This window comes from Modestobacter caceresii, from assembly GCF_000761485.1.
In the GTDB taxonomy this organism is placed as follows: domain Bacteria; phylum Actinomycetota; class Actinomycetes; order Mycobacteriales; family Geodermatophilaceae; genus Modestobacter; species Modestobacter caceresii.
In genome coordinates this window covers 1-16,516 of sequence record NZ_JPMX01000041.1, presented here as the reverse complement: position 1 = coordinate 16,516, position 16,516 = coordinate 1, and the positions used below count along the sequence as shown (strand labels likewise).

The following is a 16,516-nucleotide window of genomic DNA, read 5'->3' as shown; positions in this document are numbered from 1 at the left end:
CGCGTGAGCTTCGACGTCGCAGCACTCCGCGCCCACTTCCCCGCCCTCACCGACGGTGCCGCGCACTTCGACGGCCCGGGCGGCTCGCAGACGCCGGACGTCGTCGCGCAGGCCGTGGCCGCCACGATGACCCAGCCGATGGCCAACCGCGGCTCGGTCACCCAGGCCGAGCGCAACGCCGACGCGGTGGTGCGGGAGGCCCGCCAGGCGGTCGCCGACCTGACCGGCGGCGATCCCGGCGGCGTCGTCTTCGGGCGCAGCGCCACTGCGCTGACCTACGACCTCTCCCGGGTGCTGTCCGCCGGCTGGGGGCCCGGCGACGAGGTGGTGGTGACCCGGCTGGACCACGAAGCCAACATCCGCCCGTGGGTGCAGGCCGCGGAGGCCCGCGGCGCCACGGTGCGCTGGGCCGACTTCGACCCCGCCACCGGCGAGCTCGACCCCGCGACCGTCGGGGCGCTGCTGTCCGAGCGCACCCGGCTCGTCGCCGTCACCGGCGCCTCCAACCTGATCGGCACCCGCCCCGACGTCGCCGCGATCACCGCCCTGGCGCACGAGGCCGGGGCGCTGACCTGGGTGGACGGCGTGCACCTGGCCGCGCACGCGCCGGTCGGCGTCACCGCGCTGGGCGCGGACTTCTTCGTCTGCTCGCCCTACAAGTTCCTCGGCCCGCACTGCGGCTGCCTGATCGCCGCACCGGAGCTGCTGGAGACCCTCCACCCGGACAAGCTGCTGCCCTCGACCGACGCCGTCCCGGAGCGGTTCGAGCTGGGCACGCTGCCCTACGAGCTGCTGGCCGGCACCACGGCGGCGATCGACCTGCTCGCCGCCCAGGCCGGCCCCGAGGGCGACCGCCGCAGCCGGCTGGTGGCCGCGATGGCCGCCATCGAGCAGCACGAGGACCGGCTGCGGGAGCGTATCGAGGACGGCGTCCGGGAGCTGCCCGGCGTGACCGTGTGGTCGCGCGCGGCGCACCGCACGCCGACCCTGCTGCTCACCTTCGTCGGCCGGGACGCCGCCGACGCGTACCGGTCCCTGGCCGAGCGCGGCGTCAACGCCCCGGCCGGCTCGTTCTACGCGCTCCAGGCCAGCCGCCACCTGGGGCTGGGCGACACCGGCGGGCTGCGGGTCGGGCTGGCGCCGTACAGCGACGACGCCGACGTCGACCGGCTGCTCGCCGGGCTGCGGGAGTTCCTCGCCTCCTGACCGTGTGCGCCGGACCTGGGTGCGCTGCACCCAGGTCCGGCGGGGCCTGGATGGCCCCCGGTCCGGCCCGCAGGGTCGGGGCATGACCACGACCACGACACGCCAGCTGAGCGACGACGTCCTCCCGGCGGTCCTCGCCAACCAGGCAGGTGGGCACCGCCCGCTGCTGTTCGCGCACGCGACGGTGCGCACGATGGACCTCTCGGTCGGCGACCTGACCGACGCCGACGTGCTGGTCCGCTGCACCGAGATCGTGCGGGTGGGGCCGGGCCTGCGCACCGCCGCTGAGGACGACGACGCCCTGGTCGTCGACTGCACCGGGTTCACGATCGCGCCGGCGGTCATCGAGACCGGGGCGGTGGCCGGGCGGCGGGACCGGGTCGGCAGCCTGACGCCGGGCGACCCGGCCACGTTCGGCATCGTCCCGTCCGCGGGCACCGGGCCGATCGAGCAGCTGGTCTGGTACACCGCCGGCGCTGCGGCGATCGTGGCCGACGGCGTCGTCCAGCGGTGGAACGGGCGCCGGCTCGCCGCCCCGATCGACGAGACGGGCCCGGGCCGCGCCCCGGCCGACAGCCCGCATCTGGGGACGTGGGTCGACGAGACGGGTCCCATCCACCAGGAGCTCACCGCGGACGGTCGGTACGACGAGACCCGCGGCGGCCGCGCGCACGCCTACCAGGGCGCGTTCTGGCTCGACGGCGACCGCATCGTCTACCGCGACGACCTCGGCTTCTGGGCCTACGGCCGGTTCCGGGACGGCGTGCTCCACCACGGCGGGTACGTCTTCCGCCGCCGCTGACCACCCACGGGTCAACGGGGGGCAGCCCCGGCGTTCGACGTGACCCCGGTGTTCGGGGGCGTCTCGGAGACCGTGCCGGTCGACTGGGCCCAGGCCAGCAAGAGGCCCACGACCACGACGATGACCACCGGGACCAGCGCCAGCGGGCGCAGCCCCGGTCATCCCGCGGAGACGAGCAGGGCGACGATCCCCATCCCGACGATCAGGCCGACGTTCATGCCGAGCAGCAGCAGCCCGCCGAGGGCTGGCTCCGCAGCGCCCACGTACACCGCGATCGCCGATGCGCCGACGGCGGGCACCAGGGCCAGCGCAGCGACGGTCCCGATGAGCGTGTCGGTCTTCTCGCTGGCCTGTGCGACGGTCCCGGCCAGGCCGGCGGCCACCGCTGCGGCCATGGACCACCAGCCGGGGTGGACGCGTTCCTGCAGGAGGGGCTGGCTCAGCAGCACGGCGTCCGAGGCGACGACCCCCAGCGCGGACATCAGCGCGGTGGTGGCCCACGCGGCGGCGAAGGCCAGCGCGAGGCCGACCAGCGCGACCCGCAGGCCGCGCCCGGCCTCGCCGCGACGACGCGCCACCAGCGCGAACGGGGCCAGGGCCAACGGGGGCATCAACGGCGCCACGATCATCGACCCGATCAGGATCGGGACCGAGTCCGACAGCAGCGCCACCGAGGCGAGCACCCCGGAGGCGGTCATGAACAGCAGATAGCTGCCGGACAGCCGGACCTGGGACGCGATCTTGTCGACCGTGTCCTCGTCCATCAGGTGCGTGAGCGAGGGTGCGGGCACGTGGTCATCCTGGGCCGGAGGGCGCCACACGGCAGGCCGGGGACGTCCAGCACCGGGTCAGCGCGGCGCGCCCTCCGCGATGCCCTTGAGGGCGGCGAGGGTGGCCGGGATGCTCTCGTGGGCGGAACGGGTGCGGTCGTCGATCTGCGCCTGGGCGTCGGCGCCGTACCGCTCGGCGAAGAACTCCTGGCCGGCGGGGAGGAACTCCCAGGACTCGGTCAGCCGGGTGCCGCCCTCGACCGGCTCCATCGTGAAGCCCCACCGCACCAGCTTCCCGCCGACCAGGAAGGCGAACTCCCGGCCGGGCTCGGCGGCCACCACCTGGCTGCGGGTCTCCCAGGTGCGGCCAGGCACCTGGTTGCGGCCGGTGAACCACGCGCCGACCTCGGCCGAGGCGCCCTCGTCCCACCAGCAGGCGGTGCAGATCGGGCTCCACTCGCCGGTCCGGGTCACGTCGGACACCAGCGCGTAGAGCGCCTCGGGGGACGACCGGACGACGACGGAGCCGGCATGGGTGAGGCTGTCCATCCCGGCATCCTCGCAGCGGTCGGCCGGCGCGACGAGCCGGGTCAGCGCGCCGGTCACCCGGTTGTCCGGCGCCGAGTGGGCAGATCGCAGACCCGTTGGCCGACGGACGGGTGCATCCGGCAACGGCGGGTACCGGGGGTCCATGCAGATCGAGGTCGTCGACCCTCCTCGGTCGCTGACCACGACACACCCCTGATCCGAGGAGCCCGCGATGGCCCGCAACACCCTGTCCCGTTCCCTGCACGACGTCGGCCTCGCCGCCTGGTTCGGCGGCACGCTCGCCAACGCCGTCGCGCTGAACCCCGCCTCCGGGGAGGCGGGCAGCGCCCGCGCCACCGGCGCCGTCGCCAACGCCGGCTGGAACCGGTGGACGCCGGTCAACGCCGCCGCCATCGGCGCGCACCTGATCGGCAGCGTCGGCCAGCTGCAGGCGAACAAGCAGCGCGTCGCCGAGCAGCAGGGCGTGAAGGTCATGTCGACGGTCAAGACGGCGCTGACGGCGGCTGCGCTCGGCGTCACCGCCTACAGCCGGCTGCTCGGCAAGGTCGTCGACCAGGGCGGCGCCACCCCGTCCAAGCGCGCCACCAGGCCCTCCAAGCGGGCCCGTGGCGAGGTCGCGGCCGCGCAGCTGCGGCTGGACCAGCTGCAGTGGGTCGTGCCGGCGATCACCGGGGCGCTCGTCGTCGTCAGCTCCTACGCGGGGGAGCAGCAGCGCCCGTCCGAGGTGCTGCGTGGCGTCACCGTGAAGCCCGCGACCGTCTGAGCCGAGCTGGGGGCGTGGGAGCAGCTCGGCTGCCCCACGCCCCCGGCTGCCCGGTCAGCCGGGCAGGCGCAGCGACGGGAAGCCGGCGGCCAGCTCGTCGAACGCCTGGTGCAGTGCGGTGCCCAGGGTGATCCGGCCGTCGGCCAGCCACAGCTCGAACGCCGTCGTCGCGGCGGCGCGGGTGCTGGTGGCGACCAGCCGCGGCACCAGCGCGTCCGGCGCCACCCCGGTCCGCCGGGCCACGTGCGCGGCGACGACCCGGTCGACGTCGGCGTAGCGCACCTGGGAGTGCGCCAGCAGCGCCGGCTCGGTCAGGATCAGCCGCATCCGCTGGCGCAGCATCGGCAGGTCGGCCGGTGCGTAGTCGTTGACCTCGACGTAGGCGGCGTAGACCGAGGCGAGCACCGGCTGGTCGGCCGCAGCGGCAGCGAGCATCCCCTCCAGCCGGACGACGTGGCCGTCGAACTGGCCCCAGACCGCGTCGGCCTTGGTGCCGCAGTGGCGGAAGAAGGTGCGCCGGCTGATCCCGGCGGCGTCGGCCACCTCATCGATGGTCACCGCCTCGAACCCCTGCGCGGTGAACAGGTCGAGGGCGGCCTGCTCGATCCGGGCGCGGGTCTCCTCGCGGGCGTCGGCCGCGACCATCGTCTCGGTCACGATCCCCATCCTGCCCCTCGGCAGCGCGGTGACTGCCCGGCGCCGCGCTCAGCGGTCGCAGCGCTTGCCGGTGGCACTGGGTGTCACCTACGGTCTGCCGGGTCAGGTCCGTGACCCAGCTCACCCGGAGGCACCGTGCCCGAGACGACGCAGGACGAGCTCACCGTCGAGACCCCCGCGGCCCCCGAGGAGGCCCTCGTCGAGGAGTCCCTCGTGGAGGAGGTCTCCATCGACGGCATGTGCGGCGTCTACTGACCCGCGCCCGATGACCTCGCCTGCTCCGGCCCCAGCGGTGGTCGACCCAGCGGTGTTCGACCCGGAGCTGCCCTGGCAGCGTGCCCGGTCGGTCGCGCTGCGGCCGGAGCCCTTCGGGGCGCTGGTCTACCACTTCGGCACCCGGAAGCTCTCCTTCCTCAAGTCGAAGACGCTGGTCCGGGTCGTGGAGACCCTCGCCGACCACCCCACCGCCACGGCCGCCCTCCTCGCGTGCGAGGTGCCGGAGTCGCAGCGTCCCACCTACGTGAAGGCGCTGGCCGACCTCGCCCGGTCGCAGATGATCGAACGACGGAAGGCAGCCGCGTGACCGCCGTCCTCCCCTCCCGCCCGACCGGCGGGCGGCTGATCGACCAGTTCGAGTACGGCCTGGACGCCCCCATCTGCCTGACCTGGGAGCTCACCTACGCCTGCAACCTGGCGTGCGCGCACTGCCTGTCCTCCTCCGGGCGCCGCGACCCCCGCGAGCTGAGCACCGCCGAGGCCGAGGCGGTCATCGACGAGCTGCAGCGGATGCAGGTCTTCTACGTCAACGTCGGTGGCGGCGAGCCCACGGTCCGGCCGGACTTCTGGCACCTGCTCGACTACGCGATCGGGCACGACGTCGGCGTCAAGTTCTCCACCAACGGCGTGAAGCTGGACAAGACCCGCGCCGCGCAGCTGGCCCGCACCGACTACGTCGACGTGCAGATCTCCCTGGACGGCGCCACGGCAGAGGTCAACGACCGGGTCCGCGGCACCGGCTCGTTCGACATGGCCGTCCGGGCCCTGGAGAACCTGGCCGAGGCCGGGATGAAGGACTTCAAGGTCTCCGTCGTCGTCACCCGGGAGAACGCCGGCCAGCTCGACGAGTTCAGGGCGCTCACCGACTCCTACGGCGCCCAGCTGCGGCTCACCCGGTTGCGGCCCTCCGGCCGCGGGGCGGACGTCTGGGACCAGCTGCACCCCACGATGGCCCAGCAGAAGGACCTGTACGCCTGGCTGCTGGCCAACGGCGACAACGTGCTCACCGGTGACTCGTTCTTCCACCTCTCCGCGTTCGGGGAGGCCCTGCCGGGGCTGAACCTGTGCGGTGCGGGCCGGGTGGTCTGCCTGATCGACCCGGTCGGCGACGTCTACGCCTGCCCGTTCGCCATCCACGAGGACTTCCTGGCCGGTAACGTGCGGTCCCCCGGCGGCTTCCAGCAGGTGTGGCAGCAGTCGGAGCTCTTCGCCGACCTGCGCAGCCCGCAGACCGGTGGCGCGTGCACCAAGTGCGCCCACTTCGACGCCTGTCGCGGTGGCTGCATGGCGGCGAAGTTCTTCACCGGACTGCCGCTGGACGGGCCCGATCCCGAGTGCGTGCAGGGCTACGGCGAGACCGCGCTGGCCGCGCGGGACCTCCAGCTGGCCACGCCCAGGAGCCACGTCGACCACTCGCACACCGGCCCGGTGCGCGGTCAGCCCACGCTGCTGGGCATGCCCCGCGTCCCGCCGGCCAAGATCTGCGACGAGTCGCCGCTCGCCGGGCTGCGACTGGGCTGACGCCCATGCCGGCCGGGCCGACAGCCCGGCCGGGCCGACATCGGGCGCGTTCCCTGTGCGGCTGCTGGGAGCGCCGGTCAGAGCCGGACGGTCTCGTTCTCCCCACCGGAGTAGGGCTGCCCGGTGACCTTGGCCTTGGCGAAGCTGAAGACGCTGGCGAGCCGCCCGCCGGGGGAGTCCCAGTACTCGGCGGAGGCCGCGTCGACCCGGATGAGCACCACGTCGGGGTCCTCGGGTCCGTTCGGGAACCAGGCACCGACGACCGGGTTCCACAGCTGCTGCTTCTTCGCCAGGTCGTCGAACACCACGGCGTGACCGGTCAGCGAGACCCAGCTGTCACTGCCCGAGGTGGCCACGTTGACCTGAGGGTTCGCGGCCACCTGGGCGACCTTGCGGGAGCTCCGACTGGCGAAGAACCACAGGTCGCCGTCGAACTCGACCTGCTGCATGGACATCGGCCGGCTCATCAGCGTGCCGTCGGCGGTGATCGTGGTGAACACGGCGATCCGCTCGTCCTTCAGCAGTTCGGCCACCTTGCGCGTGTCGTCAGCGCGGGTCTCGTCGGTCATCCAGCTGCCCTGCCCGCTCCGGCGGCGGACGACACGCACGGTCTGGCAGGGTGCCCAGCCGTGGACGACGTCGTGCGGCTGACCGGGGCCACCTGGCCCGACCTGGAGGGCCGGCCGCTGCTCGTCGTCCCGCTCGGGTCGGTCGAGCAGCACGGCCGCCACCTGCCGCTGACCACCGACACCGCCGTCGCCCAGGCGGTGGCGGAGGCCGCCGTCGGCGAGCTGGACGGCGCGGTGCTCGCCCCGGCGCTGGCGTACGGCGCCAGTGGTGAGCACGAGGACTTCCCCGGCACGATCTCGATCGGGACCGCCGCGCTGACCACCCTGCTGGTGGAGTACGGGCGCTCGGCCGGACGCTGGGCCGGCCGGTTGCTGGTGGTCAACGGGCACGGCGGCAACGTCGAGGCGTTGCGGGCGGCCGTGCCGCAGCTGCGGGGCGAGGGTCGCGACGTCGTCTGGTTCCCGTGCGGGGTGCCCGGGGGCGACGCACACGCCGGGCGCAGCGAGACGTCACTGATGTTGCACGTGGAACCTGCTGGGGTCCGCCCGGAGCTCGCCGCCGCGGGGGAGACCGCACCGATCGGGGAGCTGCTGCCCCGGCTGCGGGCCGAGGGCGTGCGGGCGGTGAGCCCGGACGGGGTGCTCGGGGACCCGGCCGGTGCCTCGGCGGCGGAGGGGGCACAGCTGCTGCGGACGCTGACCGGCCGGCTGGTCGCCGCCGTGCGGGCCTGGGACACCGACGCCGCCGGGCGGCTCCTGGGCTGAGCCAGGTGCTGCCCGGCGGCGCCGGTCCGATCAGGTGGTTCGGCAGGTCAGCCGAGCGTGTCGGCGAACTGCGGGACGGCGTTGTCCAGGGCGTACTGGATGCCCTGCGGCGTGCCGATCGAGAAGGCGTTGGTCAGCGTCTCGTCGTCGAGCACCGCGGCGTTGCCGGCCTGCACGGACGGGATCGCCTGCCACAGCGGGTTGTCGGTGATCTCGCTGGCCTCGACGAAGATCGGGAAGGCGACGGTCAGGTCGGCGTCGAGCAGCGGGAGCTGCTCCTCGCTCACCGGCACGTAGAAGCTGTCGGTGGCCAGCTCCTCGATGGCCGGCTTGTTCACGAAGCCGAGCTGCTCCATGAAGTCGACCCGCGAGTCACCGCTGACGTAGGCGCCGAAGCCCTCGGCGGTGTAGGCGGCGACCGCCACCTCGGTGCCGTCGAACTCCGGGTGTGCCTCGGCGGCGGCGGCGAAGGCCTCGTCGACCTCGGCCGCGACCTCCTCGGCCTCCTCCGTCTTGCCCAGCGCCTGGCCGACCAGGTCGAGCTGCTCCTCGAAGGGGACGATGTAGGGGTCGGTGCCCACCGGCTGGCTGATGGTCGGCGCGATGGCGCTCAGCGCCTGGTACCGCTCCTCGGTGGCGGGGGACTTGGTGTCCAGGATCAGGTCGGGGTCCAGCGCGGCGATCGCCTCGAGGCTGGGCTCCAGCGTCTCGATGATCGCCGGAACCTCGTCGTAGAGCCCCTCGGCCCACGGGCCCACGCCCTCGCCGCCGAAGCCGAGCCAGTCGCTGGCGCCGACCGGCTGGACGCCGAGCGCCAGCGCCATCTCGGCGTCGCCCCAGCCGAGGGCGACGACCCGGGTCGGCTCCTCCGGGACCGTCACGTCGCCGAAGGCGGTCTCGACGGTGACCGGGAAGGCGTCCGACGACCCGGTCGCCGGGTCGGTGCCCTCGGCCGCGGTGTCGTCGCTGGAGCCGGAACCCCCGCAGCTGGTGATGACGAGGGCGGCGGCCAGCAGCGCGGTGCCGCGGACGGCCCTGCGGCGGAGGGGGAGGCGGGACATTCGAGCTCCTTCGGTGGGTCAGGTGAGGCTGACCTAAGCACACGGAGGTCACGGTCCGGTCACCGCAGGCGGCTCCTCCTGCAGTGCTGGGCCGGGAACAGCGGGCCCGTCGGGGTGGTTGACCCAGACAGTCGCGATCAGCCCGCCCCAACGGGGGTGGACGTCCCGCGCAGACCGAGAGGACCAGCCATGCAGCACGGCATCCACCCCGAGTACCGCACCGTCGTCTTCCAGGACACCGCGACCGGGGCCACCTTCCGCACCCGCTCCACCGTGCAGACCAGCCGGACGATCGAGCTGGACGGCGAGACGCTGCCGGTGGTCCCGGTCGAGATCAGCGCGTCGTCCCACCCGTTCTGGACCGGCAACCAGCGGGTGCTCGACACCGCCGGCCGGGTCGAGAAGTTCAACCAGCGGTACGGCGCGCGCACCCGCAGCTGACGCGCTGTCCGTCAGACGCCCCCGTCGGTCCACCCGGACCGGCGGGGGCGTCGTCGTGTCAGCGGTCGGCCGGCACCATCGGCAGGGCGCGGACGGCGCGCAGCCCGACGGTGCCGGTGACGGCCGCGGTGGCCGTGGCGGCGAGGGTCGTGAGCACCACGACCGTCGCGTACTCGGGTGGTGTGTCGTACGGCCAGCGGCTGGCCAGCGCCGGCAACGTCGCGAGGGCCAGCACCGCCACCGCCAGCTCGGCTGGCCCGCGCACCCGCCTGCGGCGCAGCAGCAGCACGGCGCCGGCCACGGCCGTCAGCAGCGCCCACTGCACCACGGGGTCGAAGAGCCCCCAGGTCCACTCCGGCGGCTCGCCCGGGCGGAGCGCCGCCACCGACACCGAGGCGACCAGTGGGACAGGGATCAGCCACAGCGGCCGGTGCATCGGGCGGCCCGGGGGCATCAGCGCGGCTGCGACCAGCGGGACGGCGATCGTCAGCTGGAACAGCAGCTCCAGCGGGCGGATCACCGAGACGACCGCCGGCACCAGCTGCCCGATGAGCACGACGACGGCCAGGGGGCGGGTGGCGGCCAACCCCCGGATGGCGCAGACCGCCAGCACCACGGTGAGCACCCTGACCACCACGGAGACCGCGTCTCCTGGCCCCCACCCGGGCGTCCCGCCCACGTCGGGGGCGTCGACCAGCGGGAGCACGCCGTGCAGCGCGGCCGTGGAGAGCAGCCCGAGGAGGGCCAGCGAGGCGAGCGCCACCGTGCCGGCGACGGCGACCAGTCGCACCGTCCGGCCGGTCGCCACGGCGCGCACCGAGGCACCGGGGGCACCCAGCCGGAGCCGCAGCGCCAGCCGGGCGACGTCCAGCCGGTCGGTCAGCGACGGGCTGCCGAACTCCGCGTACTCGGGGTCGTCGGCGGTCTCCACCTGCAGGTAGGTCTCGGTCATGTCGTCGGCCCAGCGCGACCGGGCCGGCTCGGGCAGCCAGGTCAGCAGCCGCCGGTAGCGCTGCTCCAGCGGGCTCATGCCGGCCGCACCGCGAGCCGGGCCCGTACGGCGCGGGCGTTGGTCTCCTGCCGGGCGAGCTCGGCCTCCAGTGCCAGTCGGCCGGCGTCGGTGAGCCGGTAGTAGCGGCGCAGCCGGCCGGCGTGCACCTCTTCCCGGTCCAGCGCCACCCGCTCCTCGGCGACCAGCCGGTCCAGCACCCCGTAGAGCGTGCCGACCCGCAGGGTCACCCGGCCGCCGGACAGGCCCTGGACCTCGGCGATCACCCCGTACCCGTGCCGAGGCCGGTCGGCCAGGGCCGCCAGCACGAAGAAGGTCGGCTCGGTGAGCGGCCGCACGTCCATGGCCGGACGCTAGCGGCTCCATGCATCGGCTGTCGATGCATCGGCGCCCGGAGCCCCGCGCCGGTGTCGGTGACCGCGGTTAGGGTCCCGCACCGGGAGCGGGGCGCCAGCACCGCCGGCGAGGACGGAGCACGCACGGATGGCGCACCAGGCAACGGGGGAGGCCGGGCCCCCGGCGGAGGCCGCCACCCCGCGGGTGGCGGTGGAGACCAACGGCATCAACGTGATCGCCGAGGCCGAGCGCAAGGGCACCCCGCGCCAGCTGTTCTGGCCGTGGTTCGGTGCCAACGTCAGCGTGCTCGGCCTGGCCTACGGCGCGTTCGTCCTCGGCTTCGGCATCTCCTTCTGGCAGGCCGTCGTCGCCGGCGTCGTCGGGATCGTGCTCAGCTTCGGGCTCTGCGGCCTCATCGCCATCGCCGGCAAGCGGGGCTCGGCGCCCACCCTCGTGCTCAGCCGCGCCGCCTTCGGCGTCACCGGCGGCCGGGTGCCCGCCGTCCTCTCCTGGGTCCTCACCATCGGCTGGGAGACGGTGCTCGCCTCGCTGGCCACCCTCGCCACCGCCACCGTGTTCACCCAGCTCGGCTGGGGCGGCGGGACGGCGACCCAGGTCGTCGCCCTGCTGGTGGTCGCCGCGCTGGTGGTCGTCGGCGGCGTGCTCGGCTTCGACCTGATCATGCGCATGCAGACGGTGATCACCGTCGTCACCGGCGTGCTGACCGTCGGCTACCTGCTCCTCGTCGCCGACGAGATCGACTGGGCGGTGGTCAGCGACCTGCCCGCCGGGTCGACGCAGGCGTTCATCGGTGCGCTGGTCTTCGTGATGACCGGCTACGGGTTCGGCTGGGTCAACGCCGCGGCCGACTACTCCCGCTACCTGCCGCGCACCGCCTCCACCCGCGGCGTCGTGGGCTGGACGACTTTCGGCTCCGCGCTGGCCCCGGTCGTCCTGCTGGTCGTGGGGCTGCTGCTGGCCGGCTCGTCGACCGACCTGGCGGCGGCGATCAGCGCCGACCCGATCGGTGCCCTGGCCGCCCTGCTCCCCACCTGGTTCCTGGTGCTCTTCGCCCTGGTCGCCGTCCTGGGGCTGGTCGGCGGCGCCCTGCTGGACATCTACTCCTCCGGCCTGTCCCTGCTCGCCGCCGGCGTGCGGGTCCCCCGCCCGGTCGCCGCCTCGATCGACGGCCTGCTGATGGTGCTCGGCGCCATCTGGGTCGTCTTCCTCGCCGAGGGCGACTTCTTCGTCCAGTTCCAGGGCTTCCTGGTCACCCTCGGGGTCCCGGTCGCGGCCTGGTGCGGGATCGTGCTGGCCGACCTGCTGCTGCGCCGCCGCGACTACGCCGAGGCCGAGCTGTACGACCCGCGCGGCCGCTACGGCTCGGTCCCGCCGGTCCCGCTGGCGCTGCTCGGGCTCGGCACCGTGCTCGGCTGGGGGCTGGTCACCAACACCTACGCCACCTGGCTGACCTGGCAGGGCTACCTGCTCGGCCCGGTGGGCCTGGGCGGCAAGGACGGCGACTGGGCCTTCGCCAACCTCGGCGTCCTGGTCGCCCTGGCCGTCGGTCTCGCCGGCACCCTGCTGCTGCGCCGGGGCGCGGTGCGGCGGCAGGAGGCGGCGTGACCGACGGCGTGCTCGTGGTGGTCGACGCCCAGCACGTCTTCGCCGACCGGGACTCCCCGTGGGGCGCGCCCCGGTTCGCCGAGGTGCACCCGGGGATCCGCCGGCTGACCACGGCCTTCGCCGGGCGCGTGGTGCACACCCGCTTCGTCGCCCCGGCCGAGCCGGCCGGGGCCTGGGTGCCCTACTACGCGCAGTACCCCTTCGCGCGGCAACCGCCGGACGCGCCGCTGTACGCGCTGGTCGACGACCCGGGCGACGCGCCGGTGCTCGACGCGACCACGTTCGGCAAGTGGGGCCCCGAGCTCGCCGCCGTGGTCGGGGCCGGGCCGCTGGTGCTGGCCGGCGTCTCCACCGACTGCTGCGTGCTCTCCACCGCCCTGCCCGCCGCGGACGCCGGGGTGCCGGTGCAGGTGGTCACCGACGCCTGCGCGGGAGCCAGCGACGCCGACCACGACCGGGCGCTGGCCGCGATGGCGCTCTACGCGCCGCTGATCACCCTCACCACCACCGACGCGGTGCTCGCCCGGCGATGAACCCGCCCCCCACCGACCGGCTGCCCGACGGCTTCACCGTGGTGCTCGGCCCGGGCGTCGAGCGCCGGGACGGCGGGACGGCGCTGCTCGGCGGCTCCCCGGCCCGGCTGCTCCGGCTCGCCCCCGCCGCGCAGGAGCTGCTGGCCGGCGACCGGCTGGAGGTCACCGACGCCCGCAGCGCCGCACTGGCGGCCCGGCTGCTCGACGCCGGCGTCGCCGCCCCGGAGGTGCCGGCGGTGCCGCGGCCCGACGTCACGGTCGTCGTCCCGGTCAAGGACCGGACCGACGGGCTCGCCCGGCTGCTGGCCGCCCTGCGCGCCGACCCCGGCACGGCCGGCTGCCCGGTGGTGGTCGTGGACGACGGCTCGGCCGACCCGGCCGCGGTGGCCGCGGTGGCCGCCGGCACGCGGCTGCTCCGGCACGAGCACGCCCGCGGCCCGGCCGCCGCCCGCAACGCCGGGCTGCGGGTCGCCGACACCGACGCGGTGGCGTTCGTCGACTCCGACTGCGTGCCCGAGCCCGGCTGGCTGGCCACGCTCGCCGGGCACCTGGCCGATCCGCGGCTGGCCCTGGTCGCGCCCCGGATCACCGCCCTGGACCTGGCCCAGCCCGGCTGGGTGGCCCGGTACGAGGCGCTGGACAGCGCGCTGGACATGGGCCCGGCCGCCGCACGGGTCGCCCCGGGGACGGGCGTCTCCTACGTGCCCAGCGCGACGCTGCTGGCCCGGCGGACCGCGCTGGCGGACGGCTTCGACGAGGCGATGCCGGTCGCCGAGGACGTCGACCTGGTGTGGCGGCTCACCGGCGCCGGCTGGCGGGTGCGCTACGAGCCGGCCGCGCGGGTCGCCCACGACCACCGGGTCGAGCTGGGCGACTGGCTGCGGCGCCGGGCGTTCTACGGCACCGGCGCGGCGCTGCTCGCCCAGCGGCACGGCGCCGCGGTCGCCCCGCTGGTGATCTCGCCCTGGTCACTGGCGGCCTGGGTGCTCCCGGCGTTCGCCGGCCGGTGGGGGCTGCTGGGCTCCCTCGGCGTGCTCGGCCGGGCCAGCGTGCTGCTCGCCCGGCGGGTGGCGGTGCCCGGCCGGCCGCTGCCGATCGGCTGGGCGGCCGGCCTGGTGCTGCGCGGGACGGCGTCGTCCGGGCGGGCGCTGGCCCGCACGGTCACCCGGCACCACTGGCCGCTGACCGTGGCCGCGATGCTGGTCTCCCGCCGGGCGCGGCGGGCGGCCGGTGAGGTGGCGGTCGCCGACGCGGTGGCCGGCTGGTGGCCGCACCGCCGGGAGATCGACCTGCCCGCCTTCGTGGCCGGCCGCCGACTGGAGGACCTGGCGTACGGGGCCGGGCTCTGGTGGGGCGCGCTGCGGGCCCGGGACGGCCGGGCGCTGCTGCCCGCCGCACCCGAGCCGGTCGCCCCACGAGGGTGACGTCGGGGTGACGTGCGGCTGAACACCCCGTCCAGCCGGAATGCAGTTGCATCGTGCAGCCTTGTCGCCGAGGTACTGCGAACGTGGCCAGCGTCGGTCCCGCGGGAGCACAGCACCGACCAGGGGGATCCGATGACCGCCACCCAGCACTCCGCACGACGAGATCCGGCCGCGCCGGCCCAGGCCGACGCCACCGCCCCGGTCGACGTCCCCGGCCTGCCCGACCCGCAGGTGGAGAAGCCGAAGACCGCGCGCCTCGCGCTGACCCTGGGCGCGTTCGTCGCGCTCGGGCCGCTCACCATCGACATGTACCTGCCGGCCCTGCCGACGATCGCCACCGAGCTGGAGACGACGTCCGCGGCGGTGCAGCTCACGCTCACCGGCACGCTGATCGGCCTCGCCCTGGGCCAGCTGGTGCTCGGCCCGCTGTCCGACCGGTTCGGCCGCCGCCGCCCGCTGCTCGCCGGCACGGCGGTGCACGTGGTCGCCTCGGTGCTGGTGCTGCTCGCTACGAACATCGCCGTCCTGGGCGCCCTGCGGGTGCTGCAGGGCGTGGGCACCGCGGCCGGTGCGGTGATCGCGATCGCCGTCGTCCGCGACCTGTTCGTCGGCCGCGCGGCGGCCACGATGCTCTCCCGGCTGTTCCTGGTGCTCGGCGCCGCGCCGGTGCTGGCGCCCACGATCGGCGGGGAGGTCCTCCGCTTCACCTCGTGGCGCGGGGTCTTCCTGATCCTCGCGCTCTACGGCCTGGCGCTGCTGGCGATCGGCTTCTTCCTGATCCGGGAGACCCTGCCGCCCGAGCGCCGCAGCACCGAGGGGGTCGGCGGCACGCTGCGCGGCTACCGGTCGCTGTTCCGGGATCGCAGCTACGTCGGCCTGGTGCTGGTCGCCGGCCTGACCATGGCCGGGCTGTTCGCCTACGTCTCCGGCTCGTCGTTCGTCTACCAGCGGCAGTTCGGACTCGACGAGCAGCAGTTCGGGCTGCTGTTCGGCGCCGGTGCCTTCTGGCTGATCGCCGCCACCCAGCTCAACCCGCTGCTGCTGCGCCGCTTCTCCCCGGCGCAGGTGCTCGTCGCCGGCACGGTGGCCGGCGCGGTCTCCGGCGCGGTGCTGCTCCTGCTGGCCGCCACCAGCACCGGCGGCCTGTTCGCCGTCGCGATCCCGCTGTGGGCGGTGCTGTTCGCCTGCGGCCTGGCGCTGCCCAACGCCCCGGCCCTCGCCCTCTCCCGGCACGGCGAGTCGGCGGGCACCGCGGCGGCGCTGCTCGGTGCGGTGCAGTTCGGCGTCGGCGCTGCGGTCTCCCCGCTGGTCGGCCTGCTGGGCAACGACGCGGTGGCGATGGGCGCGGTGATCGTCGGGTCGCTGGTGCTGGCGATCGTCGTCCTGGTCGTCGTCGTCCGCCCGTGGCAGCTCGAGGAGCCCGACCCCGAGATGGCCGCCGTCGCCGCTCACTGAGCGGCGGCGCGGGTCAGCCGATGACGACGGCGGCGGTCGTGCCCACCTGCACCATCCGGGTCACCCCGGTGCTGGCGCTGGTCACCTGCTCCTCGAACCAGAAGACGTAGGGCTCGCCGGGGGCCAGCCCGTCGATCGTGACGGTCATCGGCTGGCAGCCCTCGACCTGGTCGACGGCCCGCACGACCGGCGGCGGCTGCTGCCCTCCGACGAGTCGCTGGCTGACCGCCTGGACCCGGTACCCGACCACCTCGGGCCGGTTGTCCGACATCCAGTCCAACGTCGCCGACCCCGGCCCGGGGACGACGCCGGGGACGATCCGGCGCGGTGTGGTGCCTGCTCCCCCGCAGCCGTCGGGCTCCAGCTCGTAGACGGGCGCCCGGCCGACCGACGCGTTGGGCATGATCGAGATCCGTCCGGGGCGCGGCGGCTGGGGGACGACCAGGCCGCCGCCACCGGCGGCCACCTCGGCGCGCGAGCGGGTCTCGGCGCGGGCGGCGGCGACGTCGGCCAGGGTGTCCACGCCCTGCGCGAGCACGGGCACCTCCGCGGGCACGGGAGCCGCGACCGGGGCCGGGACGGCGACGGGCTCCTGCACGACCGGCGCGTTGGTGGCGGTCAGGTCGACGAGCACCGGCGTGAGCTGCGGGGCGAGCACGACCGCGCCGACGGTGGCGGCCAGCAGCGGGACCAGCCAGCGGGTGTGGTCCCGGCGCCGGGCCGGGGCGCGCCGCCGGGCGGGGGCGCGCCGCC

Annotated in this window: 20 protein-coding genes; 12 read left to right on the top strand and 8 right to left on the bottom strand. The window is 75.2% G+C overall.

The window, feature by feature from the left end:
• Window positions 1–3 precede the first annotated feature (3 nt).
• On the top strand, window positions 4–1,206 hold the full coding sequence (locus tag IN07_RS10205) for a cysteine desulfurase-like protein (protein ID WP_036335586.1): 1,203 nt from the start codon (window positions 4–6) through the stop codon (window positions 1,204–1,206).
• A gap of 82 nt (window positions 1,207–1,288) precedes the next feature.
• The gene (locus IN07_RS10200) at window positions 1,289–2,008 is read left to right on the top strand and encodes an Atu4866 domain-containing protein (protein ID WP_036335611.1); all 720 of its coding nucleotides are present in this window, start codon (window positions 1,289–1,291) and stop codon (window positions 2,006–2,008) included.
• Window positions 2,009–2,166: 158 nt separating this feature from the next.
• On the opposite strand, the gene IN07_RS10195 is transcribed toward IN07_RS10200, so the two are convergent.
• Window positions 2,167–2,799 (bottom strand): DUF389 domain-containing protein, encoded by a 633-nt coding sequence (locus tag IN07_RS10195; protein ID WP_036335584.1) that lies wholly within the window; start codon window positions 2,797–2,799, stop codon window positions 2,167–2,169.
• 57 nt (window positions 2,800–2,856) lie between these two features.
• Window positions 2,857–3,384: an SRPBCC family protein gene (locus IN07_RS10190; RefSeq protein ID WP_231558092.1), complete on the bottom strand. Its 528-nt coding sequence runs from the start codon at window positions 3,382–3,384 to the stop codon at window positions 2,857–2,859.
• A gap of 154 nt (window positions 3,385–3,538) precedes the next feature.
• On the opposite strand from IN07_RS10190, the gene IN07_RS10185 reads away from it, so the two are divergent.
• The gene (locus IN07_RS10185; protein WP_036335582.1) at window positions 3,539–4,090 is read left to right on the top strand and encodes a hypothetical protein; all 552 of its coding nucleotides are present in this window, start codon (window positions 3,539–3,541) and stop codon (window positions 4,088–4,090) included.
• A gap of 54 nt (window positions 4,091–4,144) precedes the next feature.
• Here the strand turns inward: IN07_RS10185 and mftR are convergent, their stop codons facing one another.
• The gene (gene mftR, locus IN07_RS10180) at window positions 4,145–4,747 is read right to left on the bottom strand and encodes a mycofactocin system transcriptional regulator (RefSeq protein WP_036335607.1); all 603 of its coding nucleotides are present in this window, start codon (window positions 4,745–4,747) and stop codon (window positions 4,145–4,147) included.
• Between the two features lie 135 nt (window positions 4,748–4,882).
• Between mftR and mftA the strand changes: the two genes are divergently transcribed.
• The 3 genes from mftA to mftC are packed head-to-tail and all read left to right on the top strand — an operon-like array spanning window position 4,883 to window position 6,544.
• On the top strand, window positions 4,883–5,002 hold the full coding sequence (mftA, locus tag IN07_RS24375) for a mycofactocin precursor MftA (protein ID WP_064972396.1): 120 nt from the start codon (window positions 4,883–4,885) through the stop codon (window positions 5,000–5,002).
• Between the two features lie 10 nt (window positions 5,003–5,012).
• A complete protein-coding gene (gene mftB / locus IN07_RS10175; RefSeq protein WP_036335581.1) occupies window positions 5,013–5,330 on the top strand; it encodes a mycofactocin biosynthesis chaperone MftB in 318 nt (105 codons plus the stop codon).
• Window positions 5,327–6,544, top strand: coding sequence for a mycofactocin radical SAM maturase (gene mftC / locus IN07_RS10170; RefSeq protein ID WP_036335579.1), 1,218 nt, complete (start codon window positions 5,327–5,329; stop codon window positions 6,542–6,544). The genes mftB and mftC overlap by 4 nt, the downstream gene beginning before the upstream one ends.
• Before the next feature lie 77 nt (window positions 6,545–6,621).
• On the opposite strand, the gene IN07_RS10165 is transcribed toward mftC, so the two are convergent.
• Entirely contained in the window at window positions 6,622–7,152 is a 531-nt protein-coding gene (locus tag IN07_RS10165; protein ID WP_231558091.1) for a pyridoxamine 5'-phosphate oxidase family protein, read from the bottom strand.
• Window positions 7,153–7,173: 21 nt separating this feature from the next.
• Here IN07_RS10165 and mftE point away from each other — a divergent pair, with 21 nt between their 5' ends.
• Window positions 7,174–7,878: a mycofactocin biosynthesis peptidyl-dipeptidase MftE gene (gene mftE / locus IN07_RS10160; RefSeq protein ID WP_036335577.1), complete on the top strand. Its 705-nt coding sequence runs from the start codon at window positions 7,174–7,176 to the stop codon at window positions 7,876–7,878.
• Window positions 7,879–7,925: 47 nt separating this feature from the next.
• Here the strand turns inward: mftE and IN07_RS10155 are convergent, their stop codons facing one another.
• Window positions 7,926–8,939, bottom strand: a complete 1,014-nt coding sequence (locus tag IN07_RS10155; RefSeq protein ID WP_036335575.1) for an ABC transporter substrate-binding protein — start codon at window positions 8,937–8,939, stop codon at window positions 7,926–7,928.
• A gap of 189 nt (window positions 8,940–9,128) precedes the next feature.
• Here IN07_RS10155 and IN07_RS10150 point away from each other — a divergent pair, with 189 nt between their 5' ends.
• Window positions 9,129–9,380, top strand: a complete 252-nt coding sequence (locus IN07_RS10150) for a type B 50S ribosomal protein L31 (RefSeq protein WP_036335573.1) — start codon at window positions 9,129–9,131, stop codon at window positions 9,378–9,380.
• A 58-nt stretch (window positions 9,381–9,438) separates the two neighbouring features.
• On the opposite strand, the gene IN07_RS10145 is transcribed toward IN07_RS10150, so the two are convergent.
• A complete protein-coding gene (locus tag IN07_RS10145) occupies window positions 9,439–10,410 on the bottom strand; it encodes a hypothetical protein (protein ID WP_036335572.1) in 972 nt (323 codons plus the stop codon).
• Window positions 10,407–10,733 (bottom strand): PadR family transcriptional regulator, encoded by a 327-nt coding sequence (locus IN07_RS10140; protein WP_036335571.1) that lies wholly within the window; start codon window positions 10,731–10,733, stop codon window positions 10,407–10,409. Before IN07_RS10140 ends, IN07_RS10145 begins: the two co-directional genes overlap by 4 nt.
• Before the next feature lie 139 nt (window positions 10,734–10,872).
• Between IN07_RS10140 and IN07_RS10135 the strand changes: the two genes are divergently transcribed.
• From IN07_RS10135 to IN07_RS10120, 4 genes are all read left to right on the top strand, one after another.
• The gene (locus IN07_RS10135) at window positions 10,873–12,351 is read left to right on the top strand and encodes a purine-cytosine permease family protein (protein ID WP_052091106.1); all 1,479 of its coding nucleotides are present in this window, start codon (window positions 10,873–10,875) and stop codon (window positions 12,349–12,351) included.
• On the top strand, window positions 12,348–12,884 hold the full coding sequence (locus tag IN07_RS10130; protein WP_036335570.1) for a cysteine hydrolase family protein: 537 nt from the start codon (window positions 12,348–12,350) through the stop codon (window positions 12,882–12,884). Before IN07_RS10135 ends, IN07_RS10130 begins: the two co-directional genes overlap by 4 nt.
• Window positions 12,881–14,308 carry a mycofactocin biosynthesis glycosyltransferase MftF gene (gene mftF, locus IN07_RS10125; protein WP_036335568.1) on the top strand — a complete coding sequence of 476 codons (1,428 nt, stop codon included), beginning with the start codon at window positions 12,881–12,883 and terminating at the stop codon, window positions 14,306–14,308. The genes IN07_RS10130 and mftF overlap by 4 nt, the downstream gene beginning before the upstream one ends.
• Window positions 14,309–14,440: 132 nt before the next feature.
• On the top strand, window positions 14,441–15,763 hold the full coding sequence (locus IN07_RS10120) for a multidrug effflux MFS transporter (protein ID WP_156119122.1): 1,323 nt from the start codon (window positions 14,441–14,443) through the stop codon (window positions 15,761–15,763).
• A gap of 13 nt (window positions 15,764–15,776) precedes the next feature.
• Here IN07_RS10120 and IN07_RS25720 read toward each other — a convergent pair.
• On the bottom strand, window positions 15,777–16,516 hold a 740-nt coding region (locus IN07_RS25720), incomplete at its 5' end, for a hypothetical protein (protein WP_052091105.1).